At 72.4% G+C, this 25,120-nt stretch carries 20 protein-coding genes and 2 pseudogenes; 6 read left to right on the top strand and 16 right to left on the bottom strand.

What is annotated here, in order from left to right; genetic code table 11:
* Positions 1–79: 79 nt before the first annotated feature.
* Positions 80–1,093: a helix-turn-helix transcriptional regulator gene (locus IE153_RS14625; RefSeq protein WP_189590138.1), complete on the top strand. Its 1,014-nt coding sequence runs from the start codon at positions 80–82 to the stop codon at positions 1,091–1,093.
* Between the two features lie 28 nt (positions 1,094–1,121).
* On the opposite strand, the gene IE153_RS14620 is transcribed toward IE153_RS14625, so the two are convergent.
* Together IE153_RS14620 and IE153_RS14615 are read right to left on the bottom strand one after the other, a co-directional pair.
* Complete coding sequence (locus tag IE153_RS14620; RefSeq protein ID WP_189590137.1) at positions 1,122–1,772, bottom strand: FMN-dependent NADH-azoreductase; 651 nt, start codon at positions 1,770–1,772, stop codon at positions 1,122–1,124.
* A gap of 110 nt (positions 1,773–1,882) precedes the next feature.
* Complete coding sequence (locus tag IE153_RS14615) at positions 1,883–2,596, bottom strand: class I SAM-dependent DNA methyltransferase (protein ID WP_097215199.1); 714 nt, start codon at positions 2,594–2,596, stop codon at positions 1,883–1,885.
* 208 nt (positions 2,597–2,804) lie between these two features.
* On the opposite strand from IE153_RS14615, the gene IE153_RS14610 reads away from it, so the two are divergent.
* Together IE153_RS14610 and IE153_RS14605 are read left to right on the top strand one after the other, a co-directional pair.
* Positions 2,805–3,782: an NAD-dependent epimerase/dehydratase family protein gene (locus IE153_RS14610; protein ID WP_189590136.1), complete on the top strand. Its 978-nt coding sequence runs from the start codon at positions 2,805–2,807 to the stop codon at positions 3,780–3,782.
* The gene (locus tag IE153_RS14605; protein ID WP_189590135.1) at positions 3,779–4,897 is read left to right on the top strand and encodes a DegT/DnrJ/EryC1/StrS family aminotransferase; all 1,119 of its coding nucleotides are present in this window, start codon (positions 3,779–3,781) and stop codon (positions 4,895–4,897) included. Before IE153_RS14610 ends, IE153_RS14605 begins: the two co-directional genes overlap by 4 nt.
* Positions 4,898–4,989: 92 nt before the next feature.
* Here the strand turns inward: IE153_RS14605 and IE153_RS14600 are convergent, their stop codons facing one another.
* The 3 genes from IE153_RS14600 to IE153_RS14590 form a co-directional block, all read right to left on the bottom strand.
* Complete coding sequence (locus IE153_RS14600) at positions 4,990–6,132, bottom strand: glycosyltransferase (RefSeq protein WP_189590134.1); 1,143 nt, start codon at positions 6,130–6,132, stop codon at positions 4,990–4,992.
* A gap of 65 nt (positions 6,133–6,197) precedes the next feature.
* Positions 6,198–7,001, bottom strand: coding sequence for an ABC transporter permease (locus tag IE153_RS14595; RefSeq protein WP_031103238.1), 804 nt, complete (start codon positions 6,999–7,001; stop codon positions 6,198–6,200).
* Positions 6,998–7,981 (bottom strand): ATP-binding cassette domain-containing protein, encoded by a 984-nt coding sequence (locus tag IE153_RS14590; protein WP_189590133.1) that lies wholly within the window; start codon positions 7,979–7,981, stop codon positions 6,998–7,000. The genes IE153_RS14595 and IE153_RS14590 overlap by 4 nt, the downstream gene beginning before the upstream one ends.
* A gap of 629 nt (positions 7,982–8,610) precedes the next feature.
* Between IE153_RS14590 and IE153_RS14585 the strand changes: the two genes are divergently transcribed.
* On the top strand, positions 8,611–9,108 hold the full coding sequence (locus IE153_RS14585) for a hypothetical protein (protein ID WP_189590132.1): 498 nt from the start codon (positions 8,611–8,613) through the stop codon (positions 9,106–9,108).
* A 20-nt stretch (positions 9,109–9,128) separates the two neighbouring features.
* Here IE153_RS14585 and IE153_RS14580 read toward each other — a convergent pair whose 3' ends face one another.
* From IE153_RS14580 to IE153_RS14560, 5 genes are all read right to left on the bottom strand, one after another.
* Positions 9,129–9,542: a nuclear transport factor 2 family protein gene (locus IE153_RS14580; RefSeq protein ID WP_229829002.1), complete on the bottom strand. Its 414-nt coding sequence runs from the start codon at positions 9,540–9,542 to the stop codon at positions 9,129–9,131.
* The gene (locus IE153_RS14575; protein ID WP_189590130.1) at positions 9,539–10,468 is read right to left on the bottom strand and encodes an AfsR/SARP family transcriptional regulator; all 930 of its coding nucleotides are present in this window, start codon (positions 10,466–10,468) and stop codon (positions 9,539–9,541) included. Before IE153_RS14575 ends, IE153_RS14580 begins: the two co-directional genes overlap by 4 nt.
* 372 nt (positions 10,469–10,840) lie before the next feature.
* On the bottom strand, positions 10,841–11,620 hold the full coding sequence (locus tag IE153_RS14570; RefSeq protein WP_189590129.1) for an SDR family NAD(P)-dependent oxidoreductase: 780 nt from the start codon (positions 11,618–11,620) through the stop codon (positions 10,841–10,843).
* A gap of 61 nt (positions 11,621–11,681) precedes the next feature.
* Positions 11,682–12,599, bottom strand: a complete 918-nt coding sequence (locus tag IE153_RS14565) for an MBL fold metallo-hydrolase (protein ID WP_229829000.1) — start codon at positions 12,597–12,599, stop codon at positions 11,682–11,684.
* Between the two features lie 2 nt (positions 12,600–12,601).
* Positions 12,602–13,069: an SRPBCC family protein gene (locus IE153_RS14560; protein ID WP_189590128.1), complete on the bottom strand. Its 468-nt coding sequence runs from the start codon at positions 13,067–13,069 to the stop codon at positions 12,602–12,604.
* Positions 13,070–13,325: 256 nt separating this feature from the next.
* Here IE153_RS14560 and IE153_RS14555 point away from each other — a divergent pair, with 256 nt between their 5' ends.
* Both IE153_RS14555 and IE153_RS14550 read left to right on the top strand, forming a co-directional pair.
* The gene (locus tag IE153_RS14555) at positions 13,326–14,594 is read left to right on the top strand and encodes a beta-ketoacyl-[acyl-carrier-protein] synthase family protein (protein ID WP_189590127.1); all 1,269 of its coding nucleotides are present in this window, start codon (positions 13,326–13,328) and stop codon (positions 14,592–14,594) included.
* Positions 14,591–15,805: a beta-ketoacyl synthase N-terminal-like domain-containing protein gene (locus IE153_RS14550; protein WP_189590126.1), complete on the top strand. Its 1,215-nt coding sequence runs from the start codon at positions 14,591–14,593 to the stop codon at positions 15,803–15,805. The genes IE153_RS14555 and IE153_RS14550 overlap by 4 nt, the downstream gene beginning before the upstream one ends.
* A gap of 83 nt (positions 15,806–15,888) precedes the next feature.
* Here the strand turns inward: IE153_RS14550 and IE153_RS14545 are convergent, their stop codons facing one another.
* From IE153_RS14545 to IE153_RS42880, 6 genes and pseudogenes are all read right to left on the bottom strand, one after another.
* Complete coding sequence (locus IE153_RS14545) at positions 15,889–17,100, bottom strand: acyl-CoA dehydrogenase family protein (protein ID WP_229828999.1); 1,212 nt, start codon at positions 17,098–17,100, stop codon at positions 15,889–15,891.
* Positions 17,097–17,354 carry an acyl carrier protein gene (locus tag IE153_RS14540; RefSeq protein WP_189590125.1) on the bottom strand — a complete coding sequence of 86 codons (258 nt, stop codon included), beginning with the start codon at positions 17,352–17,354 and terminating at the stop codon, positions 17,097–17,099. The genes IE153_RS14545 and IE153_RS14540 overlap by 4 nt, the downstream gene beginning before the upstream one ends.
* Positions 17,355–17,447: 93 nt before the next feature.
* Positions 17,448–18,392 (bottom strand): aromatase/cyclase, encoded by a 945-nt coding sequence (locus IE153_RS14535; RefSeq protein WP_189590124.1) that lies wholly within the window; start codon positions 18,390–18,392, stop codon positions 17,448–17,450.
* 205 nt (positions 18,393–18,597) lie between these two features.
* A complete protein-coding gene (locus IE153_RS42890; protein WP_438817920.1) occupies positions 18,598–20,556 on the bottom strand; it encodes a type I polyketide synthase in 1,959 nt (652 codons plus the stop codon).
* A 150-nt stretch (positions 20,557–20,706) separates the two neighbouring features.
* Positions 20,707–21,984: pseudogene (locus IE153_RS42885) on the bottom strand (SpnB-like Rossmann fold domain-containing protein); the annotation flags it as partial.
* Positions 21,985–22,143: 159 nt separating this feature from the next.
* Positions 22,144–24,896 (bottom strand): annotated as a pseudogene (locus tag IE153_RS42880) (type I polyketide synthase); the annotation flags it as partial.
* Positions 24,897–25,120 lie beyond the last annotated feature (224 nt).

Here is a 25,120-nt window from a genome sequence, read left to right as displayed (position 1 = left end):
GGGGTCTCCTTCCGTCTGGGAGCGACGTTAGGAGCATTCGCGGTCATCTATTGACCGCCATTGATGCGAAACTCTCGCCATGTTGGAAACCTCGGCGCGGCTGCTGCGTCTGCTCGGGCTGATGCAGACACAACGTGACTGGTCAGGGCAGGAATTGTCGGACCGGCTGGGCGTCAGCGCGCGGACCATCCGGCGCGACGTGGACAAGCTGCGCGCGCTGGGCTACCCGATCAACGCCATCGGCGGTGTGGGCGGCGGGTACCAGCTGGGGGCCGGTGCCTCGCTGCCGCCCCTGCTGCTCGACGACGAGGAGGCGGTGGCCGTGGCGGTGGGGCTGCGTACGGCGGCGTCGGGCGCGGTCACGGGCATCGCGGAGACGTCCGTCAGGGCGCTGGCGAAGCTGGACCAGGTACTGCCCTCCCGGCTGCGCCATCAGATCAACACGCTCGGCGCGGCCATGGTCACCATGCCGACGCCGGGCCGCACGATCGACGCGTCGGCGCTGAGCGCGATCGCCTCGGCCGTGCGTGACCGCGAACGGCTCCGGTTCGACTACGTGTCCTACGACGGGGAACGCACGGTGCGTGACGTGGAGCCGTACCGGCTCGTCCACGACGCGCGGCGCTGGTACCTCTTCGCGTGGGACACCCAGCGGTCGGACTGGCGCAGGTTCCGGGTCGACCGGCTGGAGCTCAGGGTGCCGACCGGGCCGCGCTTCAGCCCGCGGCCGTTGCCGACCGAGGATCTGGTGAGCTATCTGTCGACGGGGCGCACCACCGCGCAGTACCGCTACCGGGCCGTGCTGACGATGCGCGGCTCGGCGACGGAGGTGGCCGACGAGGTGCCGACGACGCTGGGCACGGTGGAGCCCATCGACGACGAGTCGTGCGTGCTGCGCATCGGCTCGGACAGCCTGGACCATCTGGCGGTGTGGGTGGCCGCGTTCGGGTTCGACTTCGTGGTGCACGAGCCGGCGGAGCTGGTGGAGCGGTTGCGGACGCTCACCGGGCGGCTGCAGCGGGCGGCCTGGCCGGAGAGCGACGAGTGGGCCGGCCGCGTCCGCGATCCGGCGGCCGAGGGGCGGCCGGCGTGAGGGGTGTCCCCCACGCGGCCGCTCTCGATCAGGCGCGGGCCGGCACCGCGGCGGTCGTCCGGGCCCGCTCCGCCACCGCGCTCTCCGCCTCCCGCAGCGAGACGGCGGCCTTCTCGTGCTCTCCCGGGTCCTGGGAGGTGAACGGGGCGACGGTGTGCGAGGCGGTGATGATCTCCAGGTCGTAGCCGAGGACCTGACCCAGCACGGTCCGCAGGTACGGCGCGCAGTGGTCCATCGCGTGGTCCGGCGAGGCGGGTCCGTAGTCGCCGCCGTACGCCAGGACGACCGTGGCCGGCCGGCCCGCGAGCGGGTTCACGGACGGGTCGAAGGGCAGGGTGCGGCCCATCAGCAGGGACTGGTCCAGCCACGCCTTGAGGTGGGAGGGGATGGTCCAGTTGTGCATGGGCGCGCTGATCAGCAGCGCGTCCGCGGACAGCACCTCCTCGACGAGTTCGTCGTGCAGCGCGGCGGCGGTGCGCTGGGCGTCGGTCTCGGGGGCGTTGAGAAGGGTGTGGACCCCGTCGGCGTCCAGGTGCGGAAGCGGGGTCGCCACCAGATCCCGGTGGGTGATGTCGCCGTCGGGCAGTTCCTTGGCCCAGGTCTCCCGGAAGACACCGGCGAGGCGGCGCGAGACGGAGTAGGGCGAGGGCGAGGAGTCGATGTGCAGCAGGCGGGCCACAGGCCACCTCTCATGAGGATCGGTGAGCGCCCGGGTCCGGCGCTCGGCTGGACGCATGTTCCGGTGCCGCGCTCGAACCCGGTCGGAGTGCCGCTTGCGCCCCGTCCGCCTCACTCACGGACGCCGGTGAACAGCCCGCGGCCGGACAGCACCCCCGGCACGTACTCGGGCCGCAGGCCGGCCTGCCGGAAGGCGTTCTCGTACTGGTCGCGGGTGAAGAGCATCGCCCGGTGGACCTCGGTGACGTACCGGACACCGCCGTCGGGCGAGGCGATCAGGTAGTGGACGCTCATCCGGGACGCGTCGCCGTCCCGGACGGTGTGCGCGACGCGGGCGATGGTGGTGCCGTCCGCGTCGATGACGTCGCTGGAGACCCAGCGGTCGACGTAGGTCTCGGGGAACCACCACGGTTCGACGGCCACCACTCCCCCGGGCACGACGTGCCGGGCGAAGCACCGCAGCGATTGGTGCAGTTCGTCCTCGGAGCCGACGTAGCCGATGGAGGCGAACAGGCAGGTGACGGCGTCGAAGGTGCGGCCGAGGTCGAAGGAGCGCATGTCGCCGGTGTGCAGCGGGACATCGGGCAGGTCGGCACGGGCGATCTCCAGCATGGGCTCCGAGAGGTCGATGCCCTCGGCGTTGCCGATGAGTTCGGTGAACGCCCCGAGGTGCCCGCCCGTGCCGCAGGCGACGTCCAGCACGCTGGAGGCACCGGGCAGCCGCTCGCGGATCTGCTCGGCGACGAGTTCCGCCTCAGCGGCGTAGTCCTTGCCCCGCGCGGTGTGTTGGGCGTGGTAGATCTTGGCCGAGTCGGCGCCGTACATGCTGCCTCCGTTGCCGGGCGGTGAATGTCCTTCTGACTCCCGGCAGACTCCCCGCTCCGCATCGAGCGCCGCTGGAACCCGGCCGGGGCTTGAGCGAGTCGCGATCGAGACGGTCCACGATGCCCTCGGCACGCCGTCGTCCCTCGGTGGGACAGAACCGCACGGGCACCGACCGGCGACGGCCACAGGCAGCGGAAGGAAGGACACCATGTCCGCGAACGGCAGGGTCGTCGTCCTGGGCGGTACGGGTTTCCTCGGGCGGCATGTGTGCGCCGCCCTCGACGAGCGGGGCGTCGAGGTCGTGTCCGTGGCCCGCGGGGCACCGGCCGATCTCCCGCCCTGGCGCTTCCTCGCCCTCGACCTGGTCACGCGGCCCGCGCGCGAACTGGCCCGTGAACTGGCCCTCGAGCTGGGCGAGACGGGGGCCGGGGTCGTGGTCAACGCCGTCGGGAGCATCTGGGGGCGGCGGGACGACCAGATGTGGGAGGCCGCCGCGGTCCCGACGCTGCGACTGCTGGACGCCCTGGAGACGCTGCCCGTGCGTCCGCGGCTGGTCCACCTCGGTTCGGTGCTCGAGTACGGCCGGATGCGGGAGGGCAGTTCCACGACCGCGGTCGCCGAGACCCGGCCGACCAGCGCGTACGGCCGGGCGAAACTCGCCGCGACCCGGGCCGTGCTGGACCGGTTCCACACCGGGGAACTGACCGGGATGGTGCTGCGGATCAGCAACATCGCCGGGCCGGGCAGCCCGGACGTGAGCCTGCTCGGGCAGGTCGCGGGGCAGCTTCTGCAGGCCCGGGGCGGCCCCGCGGTGATCCGGCTCGACCCGCTGCTGGCGCACCGCGACTACGTGGACGTGCGCGATGTCGCCGAGGCCGTGGTGGCCGCGGCGATGTCGCGGCGGACCGGGGAACTGGTCGACATCGGCAGTGGCGAGAGCACCTCCGTGCGGTCGCTGGTCGACCTGCTGATCCAGCGCAGCGGGCTGCCCGCCGTCGTGGAGGAGCACAGCGGGACCGGGAGACAGCACTCCACCGAGACCTGGTCGCGCGTGGACACCGGTCCCGCGTGGCGGTCGCTCGGCTGGCGGCCGCGGAGGCCGCTCACCGACGCGGTGGAGGCCTATTGGCGTGAGTTCACCGAGCGAGAAGACGTCGCGACGCGAAAAGGAGAGCCGTCGGCATGACGACCTATGTGTGGGACTACCTGCCGGAGTACGAGGCGGAGCGCGAGGACCTGCTGGACGCCGTCGAGACGGTGTTCCGCTCGGGCAGGCTGGTGCTCGGGCCGAGTGTGGCGGGTTTCGAGGAGGAGTTCGCCGCCTACCACGGCAGCGCCCATTGCACCGGCGTGGACAACGGCACGAACGCGGTCAAACTCGGGTTGCAGGCACTGGGCGTGGGCCCCGGCGACGAGGTGATCACCGTGTCGAACACGGCGGCACCGACGGTGGTGGCCATCGACGGGGCCGGGGCGACGCCGGTCTTCGTCGACATCCGCGAGGACGACTTCCTGATGGACACGGACCAGGTCGCCGCGGCCGTCACCCCGCGCACCAAGGCCCTGCTTCCCGTGCACCTGTACGGGCAGTGCGTCGACATGGCGCCGCTGCGCGCGCTAGCCGAGCGGCACCGGTTGGTGATCCTGGAGGACTGCGCACAGGCGCACGGTGCCCGGCACCACGGCGAACGCGCCGGCGCGATGGGGGACGCGGCCGCGTTCTCCTTCTACCCCACCAAGGTGCTCGGCGCGTACGGCGACGGCGGGGCGGTGCTCACCTCCGACCCGGACGTCGACGCGGCGCTGCGGCGGCTGCGCTACTACGGCATGGAGAAGACCTACTACGTGGTGCAGACGCCCGGGCACAACAGTCGGCTGGACGAGGTGCAGGCCGAGATCCTGCGCCGCAAGCTGCGCCGGCTGGACGCCTATGTCGCGGGCCGCCGGGCGGTGGCCGACCGGTATCGCGAGGGGCTGGGCGACCTCGCCGAACACGGGCTGCTGCTGCCGTCGGTGACCGAGGGGAACGACCATGTCTACTACGTCTACGTGGTGCGCCACCCCCGCCGTGACGCGATCATCGAGCACGTCAAGCGTCACGACATCGCCCTGAACATCAGCTACCCGTGGCCGGTTCACACCAACGAAGGTTTCCGGCACCTCGGTTACGAGCGCGGCTCGCTGCCCGTGACCGAGCGGCTCGCCGACGAGATCTTCTCGCTGCCGATGTATCCGTCGCTGCCGGCCGGTCTGCAGGACAAGGTGATCTCGGCCGTGCGGGAGGCCGTGCTCAGCGTCTGACCGCTCGCGGCGGCCGCGGACGACGCGATGGTGCCCACCCCCTCGCAGGGGGTGGGCACCATCGTTGGTTCAGGGGTGCCGCAGAAGGCGTCTCAGACCAGGGCCTCGATCGCCTTGACGACCTCGGCGGGAGCCGGCAGCCCGGCGATCTCGTTGGCGAGATCGCGGGCGCGACGCCGGTAGGAGGTGTCGGACAGCATCTTCGAGATGTCCGCGGCCACTTCCTCGGGCGGTTCCTGGTGCGAGGCCAGCGTGTGCGTGGCGCCGTACTCGTCGACCCGTCGCAGCGGAATCGCCGAGGCCAGGATCTCGGGGAGGACGAGCTGCGGCACCCCGGCGCTCAGCAGCGTCATCACGGTGACGCCGCCGCCGTGGTGGACGGCGAGGTCGAGGGTGGGTGCGATCACGTCCAGGGGGACGAATCCGGCCTTGATCTCCGGGTAGGCCTCCCGGATCTGCCCGGCGAGCGGCTCGCCCGTGGCCACGACGACCTCGATGTCACCGGCGTTCAGGAGCGGGTTGTCGAGCAACGGCCGGAAGAAGTCCATACCGAGCGCGGGAATGAAGGCACTGCGCGAGCCGGAGGTGATGAGCACGCGGGGGCGGTCGCCCTTGGTGTACATCCAGGGCTCGAGCGGTATCTGCGGGTTGCCCGCGGTCCAGCGCATGGCCTGGGCGGGTTCGGCGTGGTCGGGTCGCACGCTGGGCGGGGTGATGTCGACGAAGAGGGCCGCGTCGGGGATCGCGTCAAGGCCGAACTGTGCGAGTTCGGGGCGGAGTTCGTCCGTGGCGCCCTGCCAGTCGACCTCGGTGCGGTCGTAGATGGCCCAGGTGTGACGGACGAGGGGAACGCCCAGTTTGTGGGCGACGAGCGGACCGGCCAGGTTGTACTCGCCGCCGATCACCACGTCCGGGCGCCATGCCTCGGCAAGTTCGAGGGTGCCCGCGAGACCGGCCGCGGACAGCCGGGCGAAGCCGCGTCCTCCGAAGTCCATCTCGTCGGCCTCGCCCGTGGGCATGGGCAGCCAGTTGCCTTCCCGGTCCTTGAGCATGGCATCGGCCATGCCCAGGGCGGTCACGCCGCGGGCGGGCAGACCGAGACCGGTGATGAGGTCGAGGTTCTCCTCGGGCGCGGCCACGATGACCTCGTGGCCGGCCGTGCGGGCCGCGGAGGCGAGCGGCACGCTGGCGTGCACGGGCGCGGCACCTCCCCCGGCGACGAACAGGAATCGCATGCTTCTCCTTCGGATCGTCCGGGGGCCGCCGGCCACGGCGGTTGCCGTGGCCGACGGCCCGCCGTTCACTGGCTCACGGCCTTCTTGTAGCGCTGGACGGCCAGCGGCACGAAGATCGCGAGAATCAGCGCCACCCACAGGAACGAGGCGAGGACCGGGTTCTGCAGGGGCCACACTTCGGGTTCGGGCCGGCCGGCCGGGATGTTCCCGAACAGTTGCCGGCACGCCTCGACCACGGCCGAGACGGGGTTCCAGTCCGCGACCACCCGCAGGACACTGGGCAGTCCCTCGCTCGGCACGAACGAGTTGGAGATGAAGGTGAGCGGCAGCAGCACCATGAGCATGGCGTTGCCGAGCACCTCGGGCGACTTCGCCGTCAGACCGATGGCCGCGGTGATCCACGAGGCGGCGTAGGCGAAGAGGAACAGCAGCAGGAAGGCGATCGCCGCGTCGACGACACCGCCCCGGATCCGCCACCCCATCAACAGGCCGGTGAGCGACATCAGCACGATGACCAGCAGGTTGTTGACCGCGTCGCCGTTGGTCCGGCCGACCAGCACCGCCGACTGCGAGATGGGCAGCGAGCGGAAGCGGTCGATCAGTCCCAGCTTCATGTCGTGGGCGATGCCGACGCCGGTGTTCGTCGCGGTCAGCAGCATCGTCTGGGTGAGGATGCCGATGACCATGAACTCGCGGTAGTTGGAGCCGTACACGTCGATCGCGCTGCCGAAGACGAAGCCGAAGAGCAGGGCGAAGGCGATCGGCGCGGCGCTGGCGAAGACGACGATGTCGGGGTTGCGCAGGTTCTTGATGACGTTGCGCTTGGTGAGGGTGACGCCGTCCTCGACGGCCTGGCTCAGGGCGCTCACTTCACTTCCTCCTTCGCCCGGTCGGCGGCCTGTTCGCCGGCCGGCGGGCGTTCGGTGAGGGCGAGGAACACCTCGTCCATGCTGGGCCTGCGCAGCGTGGTGCCGACCAGGCGCACCGGTGAACGGTCCAGCAGCCGCACGCTGTTCACGAGGGCCTCCGGTCCGTCGGCGACGGGCACGATGACCCGGTTGTTCTCCTCGTCGACGGACGTCTCGCCGCCCTGGGCGATGTCGCGCAGCAGGGTGCCGGCCTCGGCCGCGTCCGAGGCGCTGCCCACGGTGATCTCCAGGCGCTCCCCGCCCACCCGGTCCTTCAGTTCGTCGGGGGTGCCCTCGGCGATGACCCTGCCCTGGTCCATCACGGTGATCCGGTCGGCCAGTTGGTCGGCCTCCTCCAGGTACTGGGTGGTGAGCAGCAGCGTGCTGCCGCCGCGCACCAGTTCCGAGATGACGTCCCACATGGCCATCCGGCTGCGTACGTCCAGTCCGGTCGTGGGTTCGTCGAGGAACAGCACCTGGGGTTTGGAGACCACCGCGCAGGCGAGGTCGACCCGGCGGCGCATACCGCCCGAGTAGCCCTTCACCGGCCGGTCGGCGTCCTTGGTCAGGCCGAACCGCTCCAGCAGGTCGTCGGCCCGCTGCCTGCTCGCCGCGGCGCCCAGGTGATACAGCCTGGCCACCATCCGCAGGTTCTCCCGGGCTGTCAGATCCTCGTCCACGGCGGCGTACTGTCCGGACAGGCCGATCAGCCGGCGCAGTTCGGGCGCTTTGGTCAGCACGTCGAGGCCGGCCACCGTGGCCCGGCCGGCGTCCGGCCTGAGCAGGGTCGACAGCACTCGCACTGTCGTGGTCTTGCCCGAGCCGTTGGGGCCCAGCAGTCCGTGGACCGTGCCCTCCCGCACTGTCAGATCGAATCCGTCCAGTGCCGTGTTGGGGCCGAAGCTCCGCCTCAGCCCCTCGGCAACGATCGCGTTCGTCATTGCTCCTCCCTCACCCGCGTGGCGCGAGCTCGCATTGGTGCCCCGACGGCTCCGCCAAGGCGCTCACACCGTAGGACCGATCGCGGACAGCTTTTGTCCGCCGTCGCCGGGTGCCACGGGAAACCGATGTCTTCCGCGGGATCGAGCGGTTCACATTCTTGGCTGAGCGCACTGGACAGCGAGTCGAATAACGCCGGATCCACGGGCGGGCCGAGGCGGGACCGGCGGTTAACTCACCGGCTACTCGTGCCCGCAGGGGGATTTCGGACGAGGCAAACAGAAGGTAATGCAACGATCAAGGAGAAATTCCCGTTCCGGTCCCCTCCGCGGGCGTTGGAAACCGCAAAACATCCGGCGGTCCCGGGGGAAAGCACGTACCGGGCGTCTGCGCAGGGCCAGGTGAACCGGCCACGGTTCGGCGGGGAAAGCGCCTGCTGCCGACCGGGCACACGGGCGGTGCCGCCCGGTCGAGGCGCAATCCAGGCGGTCCATAGCGCGGAGCCGCACCGTGTCGGCACCGTGTCACGGGCGGCGCGGGGCCGCTCGCCGCCCCCGCCGTCCGTGGCCGGTTCCGTCCACCTCTTGCCGCACCAACGGTCCGTCACGGACCGGGAAACGGATGACTGACGATGAGCCGGAGACTCGGTGCCCTCACCCTCGCGGGCGCGCTCGCCCTCGTGCCTCTTCTCCCCTCGGCCGCGGGAGCCGCGGAGACTCCGGCGGCGCCGCCCGCCGGCCCCGTAGCGCAGCTCAAGGCCGCTCCCGTGGGCGTGTGGAACGGCATCGTGACCTTCCCGACCGGGCAGGTCGAGGCGCGGATGTCGCTCCGGCCGAACGGCACGCTGTGCCTGATCGCCCCACCCCCCGGGCCCGACGGGGGCATCGAGGGGCGGGGGACCTGGCACAGCACCGGCCGCAACACCTTCACCTTCACAGTGAAGGAACGGTTCTTCGACGGCGCGGGGACCACCACGGGCTATCTCACTGCCACCCACCGGGCCACCCAGCGCGGTGACCGCTTCACGACGGTGGGCGAGGGGGCGTTCCTCGACGCGGCCGGACACGAGCAGGACTCGTTCTCCGTCACGTCCCAGATGCGCCGCGAGAGCCGTACCGACGCCTGCTGAACCCGTCCGGCCCGAATCGCTCAGGCCGCCGCGGGCCGGTCCCGGAGCAGCGTCCGGGACCGGGTACGCAGCCGGCCGTCCACGCGGACCAGGACGTCCGTGACGGCGTAGGTCGACTCGAACCTGACCTGGCCCTCCTTGTCCGTGAGCGTCACGAGGGAGCCGTAGGCCACCGTCAGGGAGCCGTCCTCGGCCTGCTCCATCCGGTAGTTGTCGTTCCAGTGCCGGACCACGACCTCCCGGTAGCGGGGCAGGGCCGCGCGGGCGTGCTCGAGCAGGGCTCCCCTGCCCTCCAGCTTCTGCCCGCGGTGCACATGGTGCGTGACGCCGTCCTCGGTGAACGTGTCGGCGTATCCGTCGAGGTCCAGCGAGTCCAGCAGGGCCATCTGCCCCGCGTAGAAGCGCAGCACCTCCACGTAGAGCTCGGTGCTCACCGCTGCCATCCGTTGCCCCCCATCCTGGTCATCAGGTGTCCCGTCCCCGCCGGTTGGCCGATGGGAACGCCGCTCGTCTCCTCGTCACGGCCCGCTCCGGGCACCACCGCGGCCGGAACGGCCTCGGCTCGCATCCGCCGCACCGGTGGCGGCGCCTCCAGGTCCAGTTCGGAGCGCAGAACCGCCCGTTGCAGTTTCTGCAGCCGGACCGACGGCTCCACGCCCAGCTCCCGGTTCAGGGTCTGGCGCAGGTTGCGGAACACCTCCAGTGCCTGCGACTGCCGCCCGGCCCGGTAGAGCGAGACCATGTGGTGGGCGCAGAGGTTCTCGTGCATCGGGTGCTTGGCGGTCAGCACGGTGAGTTCGCTGAGCACGGAGTTGTGCCGGCCGAGCCGTATCTCCGCGCCGATCCGGTTGTCCAGAGCGATGAGCCTGCTCTCCTCGAGCCTGGCCACCTCGATGCTCAGAGGCATGCCCACGCGCACATCGGCGAGCGCGTGCCCCTGCCACTGGTCCAGCGCCCGGCCCAGGTGGCGCGAGGCGGCCTCGTAGTCGCCGCGCTCGATGGCCTGGTTGCCGGCGTCCACCAGCTGTTCGTAGACCCACACGTCCACGTCCTCGGCCGCGACGTCGAGCAGATAGCCGTCGAAGCGGGTGACCAGGACATCCTTGGCGCGGGTCGGCGCTCCCGCCGGCAGGGCCGAGTCGATCAGCCTGCGCAGCTGGAGTATGTAGGTCTGCAGTGTGGTCCGGACACTCATCGGCGGGCGGTCACCCCAGAGTTCCTCGATGAGGGCGGGCACCGAGACAATGCGTCCGGCACTCAGAGCCAGCATGGCCAGAACCTGACGAGGCTTCGCGGCGGTTGGTGTCACCGATCGGCCGTTTAAGGTAGCGTTCAGCTCTCCCAGAAGACGTATGCTCACGAATTCCCCCAGTAAAGTGCAGCTCCACGGATGGTCAGACCGCGGGACGGTGCCGAGCACTTGCACGTTTGGCCACGTCCTGGCTCAAGGCGCTGTATGTGGTGGATCAGGCAACCCCCCGTCATTACCTGCGTCAGCGACGACCGTCAGCCTATGTACGCCCTGTCAGCCGGTCAACCAATCGACCTGGGCGGGCAATGCGTCACCGACGATCGGATTCCTTCCTAAAACCGTCCTGGAATATTCATCAGCCAACTCGAATCTGACTCGATCGGCGTGTTACCCAGGACCCTGGTTGACATGCACAGAACAAATCTTCGGGCCCGCATCCGGCCGGTCCGGGTGCGGGCCCCACGCCGTTCGTATACGCGCTCAGTAGTTACCGAGCCCCCCGCAGACATTGAGCGCCTGCGCGGTGATCGACGCGGCGGAGTCCGTCACCAGATAGCCGACCAGCCCCGCCACCTCCTCCGGGGTCGCGTAACGGCCCAGCGGGATCTTGGCGTTGAACCGGTCGAGGACCTCCTGCTCCGTGATGCCCCAGTGGGCCGCGTAACCCTGCCGTACCCGGACCGCCATGGGCGTCTCCACGTAGCCGGGGCACACCGCGTTCACCGTGATGCCGCGCTGCGCCAGTTCGAAGCCCACGGACTTGGTGAAGCCGACGACACCGTGCTTGGACGCCGTGTACGGAGCCGCGTACATGACGCCCTGCTTGCCGGCCGTCGAGGCGATGTTGACGATGCGTCCCCACCCCGCCTCCAGCATGCCACCGGCCCGCAGCACCTCCTTGGTCACCCGGAACACGCTGGTCAGGTTGGTTTCCAGGACGTCCAGCCAGAGGTCCTCGGCCAGCTCGGCGATCTCCCCGCCACCGCCGCGGCCGGCGTTGTTGACGAGGATGTCGATCCGGCCGAAGCGCTCGGTCGCCGCCGCGACCGCGGCACTGATCTGTTCACCGGAGGTGACGTCGCAGGATGTGCCGTCCGCCGTGCAGCCGGCGTCGCGCAGTTCCTCCACGACCTCGGCGACCCTCTTGCCCTCGCGCGCGCAGCCGAAGACGGCGACGCCCTGGCGGGCCAGCGTACGGGCCGTGGCGAGCCCGATCCCGCTGCTGACGCCCGTGATGAAGGCGGTTCGCGCACTGGTCATGTTGTCTCTCCTTCTCGTCGGCACGTCGGCTCGGGCCGACGGCTCGTCTCCGGGCCACCGGTCAGGCGGCGCAGTGCGGCAGTCCGCCGTTGAACTCGGCCATCTCCCGCAGGGAGGCGCCGACATCGACGCGCTCCCCCGGGGCGAGTCCGTCGAGTTCCGCGTAGGCGCGGTGCAGATTGCCCACCAGGCGCTCGGCGTCGACGAGCGCGGCGAACGGCCCGAGGTCCGCGTGCTTGGCCGTCTCCAGGACGGTCCTGCCCTCCCGCCTGCCGTCCTCGGCCAGCCGGCGCAGCCACCGCAGATACGCCTCGGTGGCGTCGAGGACCTCCGGCCCGCCCGCCGGCCCATGGCCGGGGACGACGATCTCCGGTCCCAGACCGCGCAGTTCGGCCAGGGCCCGCAGGGACCCCTCCACGGAACCCATCAGGACGTACGGGGTGACGCCCGACCAGGCGACGTCCCCGGTGAAGAGCACGCCGCGCCGCGGCACCCAGGCGACCACGTCGCTCGCCGTGTGGGCCGGACCCACCCGTGACAGTTCCACCGTCAGTTCGCCCAGCCGCAGCGTGAGCCGGTCGGTGAACGTCGTGTCGGGCAGAGTGAGTTCGGGCTCGCCCCAGTCGACGTCAGGCCAGATGCCGCACAGGGCGAGGCCCGCTTCCGCCATGTCGGCGCGGGTGAGCTCGTGGGCGATCACGGAGGCACGCGGTGCGAACTGGTCGTTGCCGAAGACGTGGTCACCGTGGAAGTGCGTGTTGACCACGGCGTCCGGCCCGCCGGGGACGACCCGCTCCACGGCCTCGCGCAGGCGTCGCGCCCGGGCCCGGGTGGCAGCCGTGTCGATCAGCACCGCCTGACCGCCGGCCGCGATCAGCCCCGCGTTGTTCACGCACCAGCCGCCCGGCAACTGCTCGTAGACATGGACGCCTTCGGCCACTTCGCGCAGGGCCGGGGGCGCCGCCGTCCCGGCGGCCACGCTCAGACCACCTCCGAGAAGCGCTGCAGCGTCTCGCCTGGGCTCGGCCCGTCCAGCGCCTGGAAGATGCGCTCCGCGTCGGGGCCGTGCTTGTCCAGCCGGACGTGCGCGAGTTCGACCCGGGTGCGGCCGGGGCCGGCCGGTGTGAAGACGACCTCGATCTCGCTGGCCCGCTCGTCGTCCGGCACCGACTGCCACCGGCCGTCCACCCGCCAGGTCAGACGCAGCCCGTGCGGGGGGTTCCACTCGAGCACGGTGCCCCAGTCGATCTCGGTGCCCTCCTCGTCCCACTCGTAGTAGCGGCCGCCGGCCTTCGGCTCCATGGCCAGACCGGCCCGGGGCTTCGACAGCAGCACGTGCGAGGGAGGCCACCAGTCCGCCATTCGCTCGGTGAAGACCTCGAAGCAGCGCTGGGGGTCGGCGTCGACCTCGACCCACTTGCGGACATCGGGTACGGAACCGTGCGGCATGAACTCTTCCTTCCGCCGGGTGCAGGAGTGTGCCGCCACCGTCATCGGGCCGCCTCGACCTCGTGTGGAGCACGGCTCGAACCCCCGGGCCCGCTCATCGGCGCGTGGCGCGTTCCAACGCCACTGGACCGTGAGTCGAGGACCGCGGCGCAGGCTGGCGGGCGAGCACGGTCCGTCCGTCCCGAGTGGTGCCGCGTGCGGCACGGAACGACACCGGCCCGCGCCATCCGACTCATCGTCACCGCGAAGGAGCCTCATGGCCCGAAGGGCAGTCATCACCGGAATCGGCGTCGTCGCGCCGGGAGGGATCGGAACCGAACCCTTCTGGCGGCTCCTCGTCGAGGGCAGGACGGCGACCCGTACGATCACGCAGTTCGACGCGAGCGGACACCGCTGCCGCGTCGCCGCCGAGTGCGACTTCGACCCGCTCGCCCTCGGTCTGACCCCGCAGCAGGTACGCCGCACCGACCGGGTCTCCCAGCTCGCCATGGTGGCGGCCGGCGAGGCCCTCGCCGACAGCGGCCTGGAGATCGACGGTGCGCTCGCCGAACGCACCGGCGTGGCCCTCGGCAGCGCCGTGGGCGGCACCACCACCATGGAGCGCGAGTACTCCGTGCTCTCCGAGGGCGGCCGGAACTGGGTCGTGGACCCGTCGTTCGCGGTGCCCCACCTGTACGACTACTTCCTGCCCAGTTCCATCGCCTCCGAGGTCGCCCGCACCACGGGCTCCCTGGGGCCCGCCTCGGTGGTGTCCACCGGCTGCACCTCCGGCATCGACTCCGTGGGCTACGCGGCCGAGCTGATCCGGGACGGCGAGGCCGACGTGATGGTCACCGGCGCGACCGACGCGCCCATCTCGCCCATCACCGTGACCTGCTTCGACGTCATCCGGGCCACGTCCGCGCGCAACGACGACCCGGCCACCGCGTGCCGCCCCTTCGACCGGACCCGCACCGGCCTGATCCTGGGCGAGGGGTCGGCCGTACTGGTCCTGGAGGAGCTGGAGCACGCCCGGCGGCGCGGGGCGACCGTCTACGCGGAGGTGTCCGGGTACGCGGCGCGCTGCAACGCCTACCACATGACCGGACTGACGGCGGAGGGCCGGGAGATGTCCGAGGCGATCGACCTCGCCCTGGCGGACGCCCGGGTCGATCCCGGTGCGGTGGACTACGTCAACGCCCACGGCTCCGGCACCAAGCAGAACGACCGGCACGAGACGGCCGCCGTGAAGCGGAGCCTCGGGCAGCACGCCTACGACACACCGATGAGCGGCATCAAGTCCATGATCGGACACTCCCTCGGCGCGATCGGATCTCTGGAGATCGCCGCGTGTGCCCTGTCCATGAAGCACGGCGTGGTCGTCCCGACGGCCAACCTGCACGAGCCGGATCCCGAGTGCGACCTGGACTACGTGCCGAACACCGCCCGGGAGAAGCGGCTGGACGCGGTGCTCACGGTGGGCAGTGGTTTCGGAGGTTTCCAGAGCGCGATGGTGCTCACGAGTCTGGAGCGGACCGCAGCATGACCAAGGACGTCGTTGTCACGGGTGCGGACGCCGTCGCACCGAACGGAGTCGGCCTGGAGACCTACTGGGCCGCGGCCCTCAAAGGCGTCTCGGCGATCCAGCCCATCAGCCGGTTCGACGCGACCGGCTATCCGGTGCGGCTGGCCGCCGAGATACCCCCGTCCGACGCGGAGAGCACCTTCCCCAGGAAGCTGCTGCCGCAGACCGACCGGCTCACCCAACTGGCCATGATGTGCGCCGACAACGCGCTGGCCGCCGCCGCGGTCGACCCCGCCGACCTCCCCGAGTTCGGCGCCGGGGTGGCCGTCTCCAGCGCCAGCGGCGGTCTGGAGTTCGGCCAGCAGCAGTTGCAGCGGCTGTGGGGCACGGGCTGGGAGTCGGTCAGTCCCTACATGTCGTTCGCCTGGTACTACGCCGTCAACACCGGGCAGATCTCCATCCGCAACGCGCTGCGCGGCCCCAGTGGTGTGGTCGTCTCGGAGCAGGCCGGTGGCCTGGACTCGATCGCCTTCGCCCGCAGGAGGGTCCGCCGCGGGACGCCGGTCATGCTCACCGGCGGATTCGACAGCGTGCTCTGCCCGTACGGCGTCTCGACCGTGTCCGTGGCCACCGGAGTGAGCCACGGGACCGACCCCGAGCGGGCCTACCTGCCGTTCCACTCCTCGTCCTCGGGGTTCGTGCCCGGGGAGGGCGGTGCCGTCCTGGTGCTGGAGTCCCGTGCGTCCGCCGTCGAACGCGGTGCGCCCGTGCTGGGCTCGGTCGCCGGTCACGCGGCCGCCTTCGACCCGGACCCCTCGGGCTCCGGCGGCGACGGGCTGGCGCGGGCCGCGCGCGGTGCGCTGGCGGACGCCGGACTGCCGGCCGGGGCCGTCGACGTGGTGTTCGCCGATGCCGCGGGCAGCCCGGATCTCGACCGGGCCGAGGCGGACGCCCTGACCGGTCTGTTCGGAGCCGGCGGGGTGCCGGTGAGCACGCCCAAGGCGCTGGTGGGACGGCTGATGTCCGGGGGGTCGGCCCTCGACGCGGTCACGGCCCTGCTCAGCATGCGCGACGGGCTCGTCCCGCCCGTGCCCGGCCTCGCGCCCGAGGAGGTGGACCCGCGCATCGACCTGGTGGTCGGAGAGCCTCGCGGTGGGGAGTTCCGCACGGCGCTGGTGCTGGCGCGCGGCCACGGAGGCTTCGCCTCGGCGATGGTGCTCACGGCACCCTGAGCACACAGGCCTGGGGCCCGGCTCGTACGAGCCGGGCCCCAGGCCTGTGCCGGTCCTCGTGTTCGGCTGCCCGCGCCGGAGGGTCAGCGCCGTTTGCCCGTCGGAACGACGTACCGGGTGAACAGCAGCTCCCGGATCACGTCGTCCCCGCCCTCGACCAGACCGACGTAGCGCAGGTCGCGGACCAGCTTCCCGATGGGGTGCTCGTGGGTGTAGCCGAGACCGCCGAACATCTCGGAGCCGATGGTCGCCACCTGCCAGCCGGCCTGGCCGCAGTACATCTTCGCGGCCAGCGCGGAGCGCAACGTGCCCACCCGGTACAGGGCCCCCGCGGCGTCGCCGCCGGCCAGGTAGCCGTCGAACTCCTCGGCGGCCGCGCGGCACTGGTTGCGCATCACGTCGATCAGCATCTCGATCTGGCCGAGCTTTCCGGCGAAGACCGCGTTGCGTGTGAGCGGCGCGCCGTGCACCCGTTTGGACGCCGCGTACTCCATGGCCAGGTCGCGCACCCGGCGGGCCATGCCGATGGCGGTCGCGGCGATGAGGATGCGGCTGGCGTTGAGCCCGATCTCCAGCAGCCGCAGACCGTTCCCGGGCAGGCGGTGATCGGCCGGTACGGCACAGTCGCGCAGACCGACCCGGTAGGTGGCCGAGCCGCGCATGCCGATCATGTTCCAGCGCTGGGTCAGTTCCACGCCCTCGGTGTGCCGGGGCACCAGGACCACGCCGAAGTCGGCGTCGTCGGCGGCGTCCCGGGCGACGACCAGCAGCAGGTCGGCGGCGTCGGTGTTGGTGGAGAAGTACTTGTCACCGGTGACGACCACGCTGTCCCCGGCGCGGCGGCAGGTCGTCGTGATGCGCCCGAGTTCGCTCCCCGCCTCCTCCTCGCTGGCGAGGATGCCGAGGACGCCGCCGTCCCGGGCCAGACGCTCCAGGTGCGGCCTGGCCAGGTCGTCGGCGCCGGAGAGCTGGAGCATGGTGGTGCCGAGCACGGACAGGAAGGAGCCGAAAGCGAAGCCGGCGTCTCCGTAGGACAGTTCCGAGACGATGTCCACGCTGTCACGCAGCGAGACGCCCGGTCCCCCGTACTCGCCGGGGATCCACCAGTTGGCCAGCCCGGCCTCGGCCAGGCGGACCGAGGCCGGGGTGGGAGCGGGCGGGAGGGTGTCGAAGTGGTCCGCCGCCGGGAGGACCTCGGCGTGCACGAACGTCCGTATCCGGTCGAGGATGTCGGCGGCCCGCGTCCCGGTGGCGGGGGACGCGGGGTGCACCGAAGCGGGCGCGGCCACCGTCACGCGGCCTGCGTCAGGCGGCGGTTGAAGATGTCGAGGAAGTCCCCGGGCGTGTCGAGGCCGGAGGCGTCGTCGTCCCCGAGCTTGACCTGGAAGTGCTGTTCCAGCGCGCTCGTCGTGGCGATGACGGCGAGCGAGTCGAAGCCCAGGTCGGCGAGCGGGGTGTCGAGGATGTCGCCGGACAGGTCGATGGTTTCGTCCTCGCCGACGGCGCGCAGCAGGAATCCCTTGAGTTCGTCGATGGTCAGCTCTGCCATGGGGCTCTCCTCGGTGTGTTTCTCGGGTGGTGGGGTGCGGCACGGATCCCGTGGGCGGGCCGTGTGGGTAGGAGCGGATCCGGCCGGATCCGGTCAGCGGGATTCGGCGAATGCGCGGGCCCTGGCCAGCGTGGCCCGGCTGTTGGAGCTCAGGGAGTGCTGTACGGCGTCCCGGGCGGCCTGGAGGGTGGCGGGGGGCGCGGGAAGGGCGGCGATGCCCTCGGGGTCGAGGAGCACCTGGTGGCGGGCGGTGACCCGGACCGTGCCGTCGGCGGCGTCCTCCACCAGCCACTCGCCGTTGTGGGCGCGGAGCACGGGGGGCAGCTTGGTCTGCTTGTAGACGATCTGCCGCTGCGGGAAGCAGACCCGGCCGGAGACGGTGGTGTGCACGGAGCCGTCCGGTGCGCGGGTGTCCATCTCCATGTACTGCAGGCCGGGCTCCTTCTCCCGCAGGTCCAGCCGGACGACGTGCCCGAGTCGGTCCGGCCACTTCGCCGCGTCGTAAAGGAAGCCGTAGACGTCGGCGGCCGAACCGGTGATCACCTCGGTGTCGGAGAAGTCCAGCAACAGGTCCTCCTCGGTCCCGGACCGCTCGGCCGCCAGGCGCAGGTGGTCCAGCTCCGAGACGCTGTTGGTCTCGACGGCCTCGGCGATGCGCGCCAGGGCGGCCGGGTCGTCGCCGACGGCCCGGTAGTGATGGTCGAGGACCACCGTGCAGGCCTTGTCGCCGCGTTCCCGGACCTCCCAGCGGCCGCCCATCGCGGCCACCGGATCGGCGGGCCTGGTCTGTTCGAAGCGCACGCTGCGCGCGGCGGGGTCCAAGCGGCGCCGGGACTCCCAGGTGCGCACCTCGCCGTGGGCCACGGCCCAGATACGGATGTGTTCGTCGCTGTCGTCGCCCCGCGTCCGTTCGGCGCGCACGGTGGGCGGGAAGTACAGCGGCCACAGGCGCACATCGGAGACGACGCGGTACACGGCGTCCGCCGGTGCCTCGATGTCGATCCTGTGCGTCACCTGCGTCGCCTCGGTGTCGCTCATGACGGGCTCTCTCCTCACCATCGGGTGTCGTCGGGCGCGTTGGGGGCCGGGGGTGGTGGGACCAGGCGCTGTGGGGACCGGCGCGCGTGGGGGGGGCGGCGCGTGGGGGGGGGCGGCGCGTGGGGGGGCGGCGCGTGGGGGGGCCAGCGCGTGGGGGCCGGGGACGGTCGCTCGCCGGTCCGGGCGCCGGCGTTCCGCGGCGGGTTCACACGGTCGTCTCCGGTGCGGTGCCGGGGTGTTCGCCGGTCCTCGCGGCGCGCATGTATGCCGCCAGGGCTTCGGGCGTGGGGTTGTTGAGGACCGCCTCGGCCGGCATCCGCAGGCCGGTGGCCGCGTTTAGCCGGTTGCGCAGGTCCACGCTGAGCAGCGAGTCGAAGCCGAGTTCCTTGAAGGAGTCCGTCGGTGCGACGGTCACGGCCTCGGTGTAACCGAGGACTTCGGCTGCCTGGGCGCACACCAAGTCCACGAGGCTTCCCGTCGCGGGGCCATCCGCCCGGGGTGCGCTGTCCGTGGTGGCCGTGGCCGTGGCCGCCGGGCCGGGCCGGGGGGCCTCCCCCAGCCCGCGGAAGAGGGCGGCGGCACGGGTGCCTGGGCGGATCCGCTCGGGCACGGGGCGGAAGACGGTCACCGCGGGCCGCGGCGACGCCATGGCCTCGTCGAGCAGCCGCAGCGCGCTCTCGGTCGTCATGGGCGCGATCCCGATGGCGGCCAGGGCGGCCACGTCCGTGTCCGTCAGGTGGGCCGTCATGCCGGTGCGGTCCTCCCAGAGCCCCCAGGCCACGGAGGTCGCCGTCAGCCCCTGGGTCCGGCGGTGCTGGGCGAGGGAGTCGAGGAAGGCGTTGGCCGCCGCGTAGTTGGCCTGGCCCGGTCCGCCGATGACCCCGACGGCGGAGGAGAACAGCACGAAGGCCGACAGGTCGAGGTCGCGGGTGAGTTCGTGCAGGTGCCAGGCGGCGTGCGCCTTGGGCGCCAGCACCGCGCGCATGCGGGCCGGGGTCATCGCGCCGATCAGCCCGTCGTCGAGCACGCCCGCGGCGTGGAAGACGCTGCCCGGGGCGTACTCCGCGATCACCTTGGCGAGTGCGTTCCGGTCGGTGACGTCGCAGGCCAGGACGTGGACGGTGGCGCCCAGCCCGGCGCATTGCGCGACCAGTTCGCCGGCTCCGGGCGCGGCGGGCCCGCGGCGGCTGAGCAGCACGACCTCGCGGGCGCCGTGGGCCGTGACGAGATGGCGGGTCAGGACCGCGCCCAGGCCGTCGGCGCCGCCGGTGACGAGGACGGGGCGGCCGGTGTCGAGGGCGCGGGGCATGCTGAGGGCGAGCTTGCCGTGCTGCCTGGCCCGGCTGAGCATCCGCAGCGGCCGCTGCCCCGCGCGGACGTCCCAGGTGCGCAGCGGCAGATGGACCAGGGCCCCGGCGCGGAAGAGGGCGATGAGCTCGTCCAGCACCTCGCCGATCCGCTCGGGGGCGACGCCCAGGATGTTGTACGCCTGGTAGGTGACGCCGGGGTACTGCTCCTGGATCCGGCCCTTGTCCCTGATGTCCGTCTTGCCCATCTCGGCGAAGCGTCCGCCGGGGGCCAGCAGGCGCAGTGAGGCGTCGACGGCCTCGTTGGCCAGGGAGTTGAGGACGACGTCCACACCCCGGCCGGCGGTCGCCTCCCGGAACTCGTGCTCGAAGGCGAGGGAGCGGGAGGACGCGATGTGGTCGCCGGGCACACCCCAGTCCCGCAGGATGCCGTGCTTCGCGGGCCCCGCGGTGGTGAAGACGTCGGCGCCGAAATGGCGGGCGAGCTGGAGGGCGGCGAGGCCGACTCCGCCGGTCGCGGTGTGGACGAGCACCGACTCGCCCGGCCGGACGGCGGCGACGTCCACCAGGCACTGGTAGGCGGTGATGAACACGATGGGCACGCTCGCGGCCTGTGCGTCGCTCCAGCCGTCGGGAACGCGCCGGACCATGCGTTCGTCGGCCACGGCGACCGGTCCGAGGGAGCGTTCGAAGACACCGAAGATCCGGTCCCCGGGCGCGACCCGGGTGACGCCGGCACCGACCTCGGTGACCAGGCCGGCGCCCTCGCTGCCCATGGTCTTCTCCGTGGCGACCAGCCCCAGACCCACCGCGATGTCACGGAAGTTGAGGCCCGCCGCCCGCACCTCGACGCGGATCTCCGACGGGCCGAGGGGCCGGGTGGCCTCCGGGTGCGGGATCAGTGCCAGGTTGTCCAGGGTGCCCTTGGCCGTGACGTCGAGTCGCCAGGCGGAGTGGCCCCGCGGTACGGGCAGCCCGTCGTCGGTCGCCGGCCGCAGCCTCGGTACGTGGACCCGGCCCTGGCGGATCGCGGTCTCGGGCTCCGCCAGCGCGAGGGCCGTGGGCAGGACGGCCGCGGAGGCCGGGTCGTCGTCGATGTCGACCAGTTGGAAGGCGCCCGGGTGTTCGGCCTGGGCCGCCCTCACCAGTCCGGCGACGGCGGCTGCCGCCAGGCCCGGCAGGGTTTCGCTCCCGGTGACGTCCAGCGCTCGGCGTGTCACCACGGCCAGGCGGGCCCGGGTGAACCGGTCGTCGCCGAGCCACTGCTGGAGCAGGTCGGTGACCTCTCCCGTCAGTCGCTCCGACGTGGCGGGCAGCGCGGCCCCGGCATCCCGCGGCACCTCCGGGTGGACGACGAGGACGGGCGGGACCGTCGTGGGCAGTGTCTCCAGGTCCGGGAAGTCACGCCCGGCTCCCAGGCCGGGTGCCGCAAGGCTCGCCCAGTCCGGCAGCGGAGGCAGGTCGTCCACGGCCGCCCGCTCCCAGGTGAGTTCGAGGCTCGTGGCGCCGCCGTCCTGACCGGTGGTGCCGGTCAGGGGACGCAGGACGAGCGAGCCCACCGTGGCGGCCGGCCGGCCCTGTTCGTCCGTGCAGAACACCGAGAGACCTGTCTCGCCGGCCGTCGTGCGCACCCGGAGCGTACGGGCCGTGGAGGGCGGCAAGGTGACGTCCCGCCAGGTGAAGGGGACGTTCAGGTCGTCACCGGCGCCGAGGAGCGCGGCGTGCAGGGCGGCGTCGAGCAGGGCAGGGTGTGCGGTGGCGGACACGCCGCCGGGCACGTCCTGGTCGAGGGTCACCTCGGCGTACGTCTCGTTCCCGCGCGTCCAGGCCCGCCGCAGGCCCCGGAAAGCCGGACCGTAGTGGTAGCCGCGCCGGGCCAGCCGGTCGTACGCGTCGGCCGGTTCGACGGGTTCGGCGTCCACCGGCGGCCACGTGCCCGGCGGCGCCTCGGGGGCGGTGCCCTCGGCGGGGGCCAGGACGGCGGTGGCGTGCTCGGTCCAAGTCGTCCCGTCCGGGGCGCGGCCGTGCACCGAGGCGGCGCGGCGGCCCGACGCGTCGGCGGGCTCCAGCATCACGCGGACCTCCACGGCGCCCTGGCCGGGGACGGGCAGCGGCTGCGCGACGGTCAGCTCCTCGATCCGTGGGCAGCCGACGGCGCCTCCCGCCTCCGCGGCCAGGGACAGCAGGGCGGTGGCCGGGACCAGAGCGGTGTCGCGTACGACGTGATCCGTCAGCCAGGGCTGCCGGGCCGGGTCGAAGGCCGCCGACAGGACGGCCCGGCCGTCCGGCAGGGACACGGGCCCACCGGCGGGGGCCGCATGCGCGGGGCCGGCCGGCGGTGCGCCGGTGACCCAGTACCTGCTGCGGCTGAAGACGAAGCCCGGCAGCTCGATCCGGCGGCCCTCCGGCTGGACCGAGGAGAGGTCGGTTGGAACGCCGGAGGCGTGGGCCGCGGCGGCCGAGGAGAGGAACTGGCTGAGCCCGGTCCCCCGGCGGATCGAGCCGATGACCGTGCCCCGCACCCCGGCGGCGTCGAGGATGTCGGTCAGGGCCATGGTGAGAACGGGGTGCGGGCTGATCTCCAGGAACGTGCGGTGCCTGCGCGCGACGAGCCGTTCCACCGCGGTCCTGAAGCGCACCGTGCCGCGCAGGTTGTCGTACCAGTAGGAGGCGTCCAGGACCGTGGGGTCGACGGCCTCGCCGGCCAGAGTGGAGTACACGGGCACGGCGGAGGGGCGTGGGAGGACGCCCGTCAGCTGCCGGGCGAGCGGTTCCCTGAGGACCTCGACGGCCTCGGTGTGGGAGGCATAGTCGACGTCGATGCGGCGGGCGTCGACGTCCCTGCGCGCACACTCCGCGAGGAGCGTGGTGAGCGCCTCCTGGGGCCCGGCGACGACGGTGGCCCTCGGGCCGTTGAGGGCCGCGACGCCGACGCCGGCGGCGCCGTCCACGGCATGGAGCAGGTCCCGGGTCTCGTCGGCGCCCAGCGGAACGGAGACCATGCCGCCGGTGCCTGCGAGGGTGTGCAGGGCCTTGCTGCGCAGGGCGACGATCCGGCAGGCGTCGGCGAGGCTCAGCGCGCCGGCCACGTGGGCGGCGGCGATCTCGCCCTGGGAGTGGCCGACGACGGCCGCCGGGCGGACACCGACGCTCTCCCACAGCCGCGCCAGCGACACCATCACGGCGAACAGGGCGGGCTGTACGACGTCCACCCGCTCGAGCGCCTCCCCGCGCAGCGCGTCCTGGAGCTGCCATCCGCAGTAGGGCAGGAGCGCTTCGGCGCACCCGGCCATGCTGTCGCGGAAGACCTGGGACTCCTCGCACAGCGCGAGCCCCATCTCCCGCCACTGCGAGCCCTGTCCGGGGAAGACGAAGACCGGGCCGGTGGAGTCGCGGCGGGCCTCGCCGCGGAGCACGGTCGGGGACCGGTAGGTGCCCGGGACGGCCGGGACGGTGTCGCCGCGGGCGAGCCGTTCGAGCCCGGCGGAAAGGTCGTGTGCCGTGTCGGCGACCACGGCGGCGCGGTGGGTGAAGCGGGTGCGGCCGCGCAGGACGTGGGCGACGTCCTGCGGGGCGGTGCCGGGAGCCCGGGTCAGGAAGTCGGCCAGCGCGGACGCCTGCAGGCGAAGGGACTCCGGGCCGGGAGCGGACAACGGCCACACAAAGGGGCCTTCGGCCGGCCCGCTCGCGGGTCCGGGTTCGGCGTCGCCCTCCTCCAGGACGAGGTGGGCGTTGGTTCCGCTGATCCCGAACGAGGACACGGCGGCGCGCCGGGGCCGCTCGCCGCGCGGCCAGGGCCGTTCCTCGGTGAGCAGGGCGAGGCCGCTGTTCTCCCAGTCCACGTGAGGGCTGGGACGGTCGCAGTGGAGGGTGGCGGGGAGGACCCCGGCCCGCAGGGCCTGGACCATCTTGATCACGCCGCCGACCCCTGCGGCGGCCTGCGTGTGCCCCAGGTTCGACTTCAGGGAGCCCAGCCACAGCGGGGAGGCGCCGGTGCGTTCGCGGCCGTAGGCCGCCGCCAGGGCCCGCGCCTCGATGGGGTCGCCGAGAGGGGTGCCGGTGCCGTGCGCCTCGACGGCGTCGACGTCCTCGGCCCGCAGGCCGGCCGCGCGCAGGGCGCGGTCGATGACGTCCTGCTGGGCCGTCATGTTCGGGGCGGTGAGCCCGTTGCTGGCGCCGTCCTGGTTGACCGCGCTGCCGCGGATCACGGCGAGGACCCGGTGGCCCCGGGCGACCGCGTCGGAAAGGCGTTCCAGGAGGAGCAGTCCGGCGCCCTCGGACCACGCGGTGCCGTCGGCGTCGGCGGAGAAGGACTTGCACCGCCCGTCCGGGGAGAGGCCGCCCTGGGCGCTGAAGTCGATGAACATGCCCGGGGTGGGCATCACCGCGACGCCTCCGGCCAGGGCCATGTCGCACTCCCCCTGACGCAGCGACTGCGCTGCCAGGTGCAGGGCGACCAGGGACGAGGAGCACGCCGTGTCCACGGTGATGGCGGGGCCGCGCAGCCCGAACCAGTAGGCGATGCGGCCCGAGGCCACGCTCGGGGTGCTGCCGGTGATGCGGTAGCCGCCGGCGCCCTGGTTGTCCTCGTGCAGCCGCGGTCCGTACTCCTGCGCCATGGCGCCGACGAAGACCCCGACGTCGGCGCCGGCGAGCGACTCGCGCCCGAGTCCGGCTCGTTCGAAGGTCTCCCAGGCGACTTCGAGGAGGACGCGCTGCTGCGGGTCCATGCCGGCCGCCTCACGCGGTGCGATGCCGAAGAACTTGGCGTCGAACAGGTCCGCGTCGTGCAGGAACCCGCCGTGTCGCGTGCTGGACGAGGCGGTTGGGTCGGCGGTGGGCCCACCGGTCGCCTCGAGGTCCCAGCCGCGGTTGTCGGGGAACTCGGTGATCGCGTCGCCGCGCGCGGCGACGAGGCGCCAGAGGTCGTCCGGGGTGGTGACGCCCCCGGGGTAGCGGCAGCCCATGGACACGATCGCGATCGCGTCCTGCTCGCCGTGCGGAGAAGCCGGTTCGCGGTTCATGTGTGCAGCAGGCCTTTCGGTCAGAGCGGCGTGTCCGCGCGCAGCGCCTCGATCAGCGAGGCGGGGGTGGGCCGGTCGAAGAGCAGCGTGGTCGGCAGGGAGCGCCCGGTGATCCTGGCGAGGGTGGTGCGCAGGGCCACGGCCATGCGGGAGTCCAGCCCCAGTTCGCTGAAGGAACGGCCCACGTCGAGGTCCGATTCCGGGCCGAGTCCGAGAGCCTGCAGCGTGCTGGTCACCACGAGGTCGAAGGGGTCCCCCCTCCACTGCGGGCCCGCGGCCGCGGGCGGTGGCGGTGTGGTCCGGTCGGCGGTGTCGAGCCAGTGGCGCCGCCGCTGGAACGGGTACGGGGGGAGGTCGACGCGCCGGGCGGGTCCGCCGAGCACCTGTTCCCAGCGCA

The sequence above is a fragment of the Streptomyces massasporeus genome (assembly GCF_014648995.1).
GTDB classification, from domain to species: domain Bacteria; phylum Actinomycetota; class Actinomycetes; order Streptomycetales; family Streptomycetaceae; genus Streptomyces; species Streptomyces massasporeus.
This window is presented reverse-complemented; position numbering and strand designations above follow the sequence as displayed.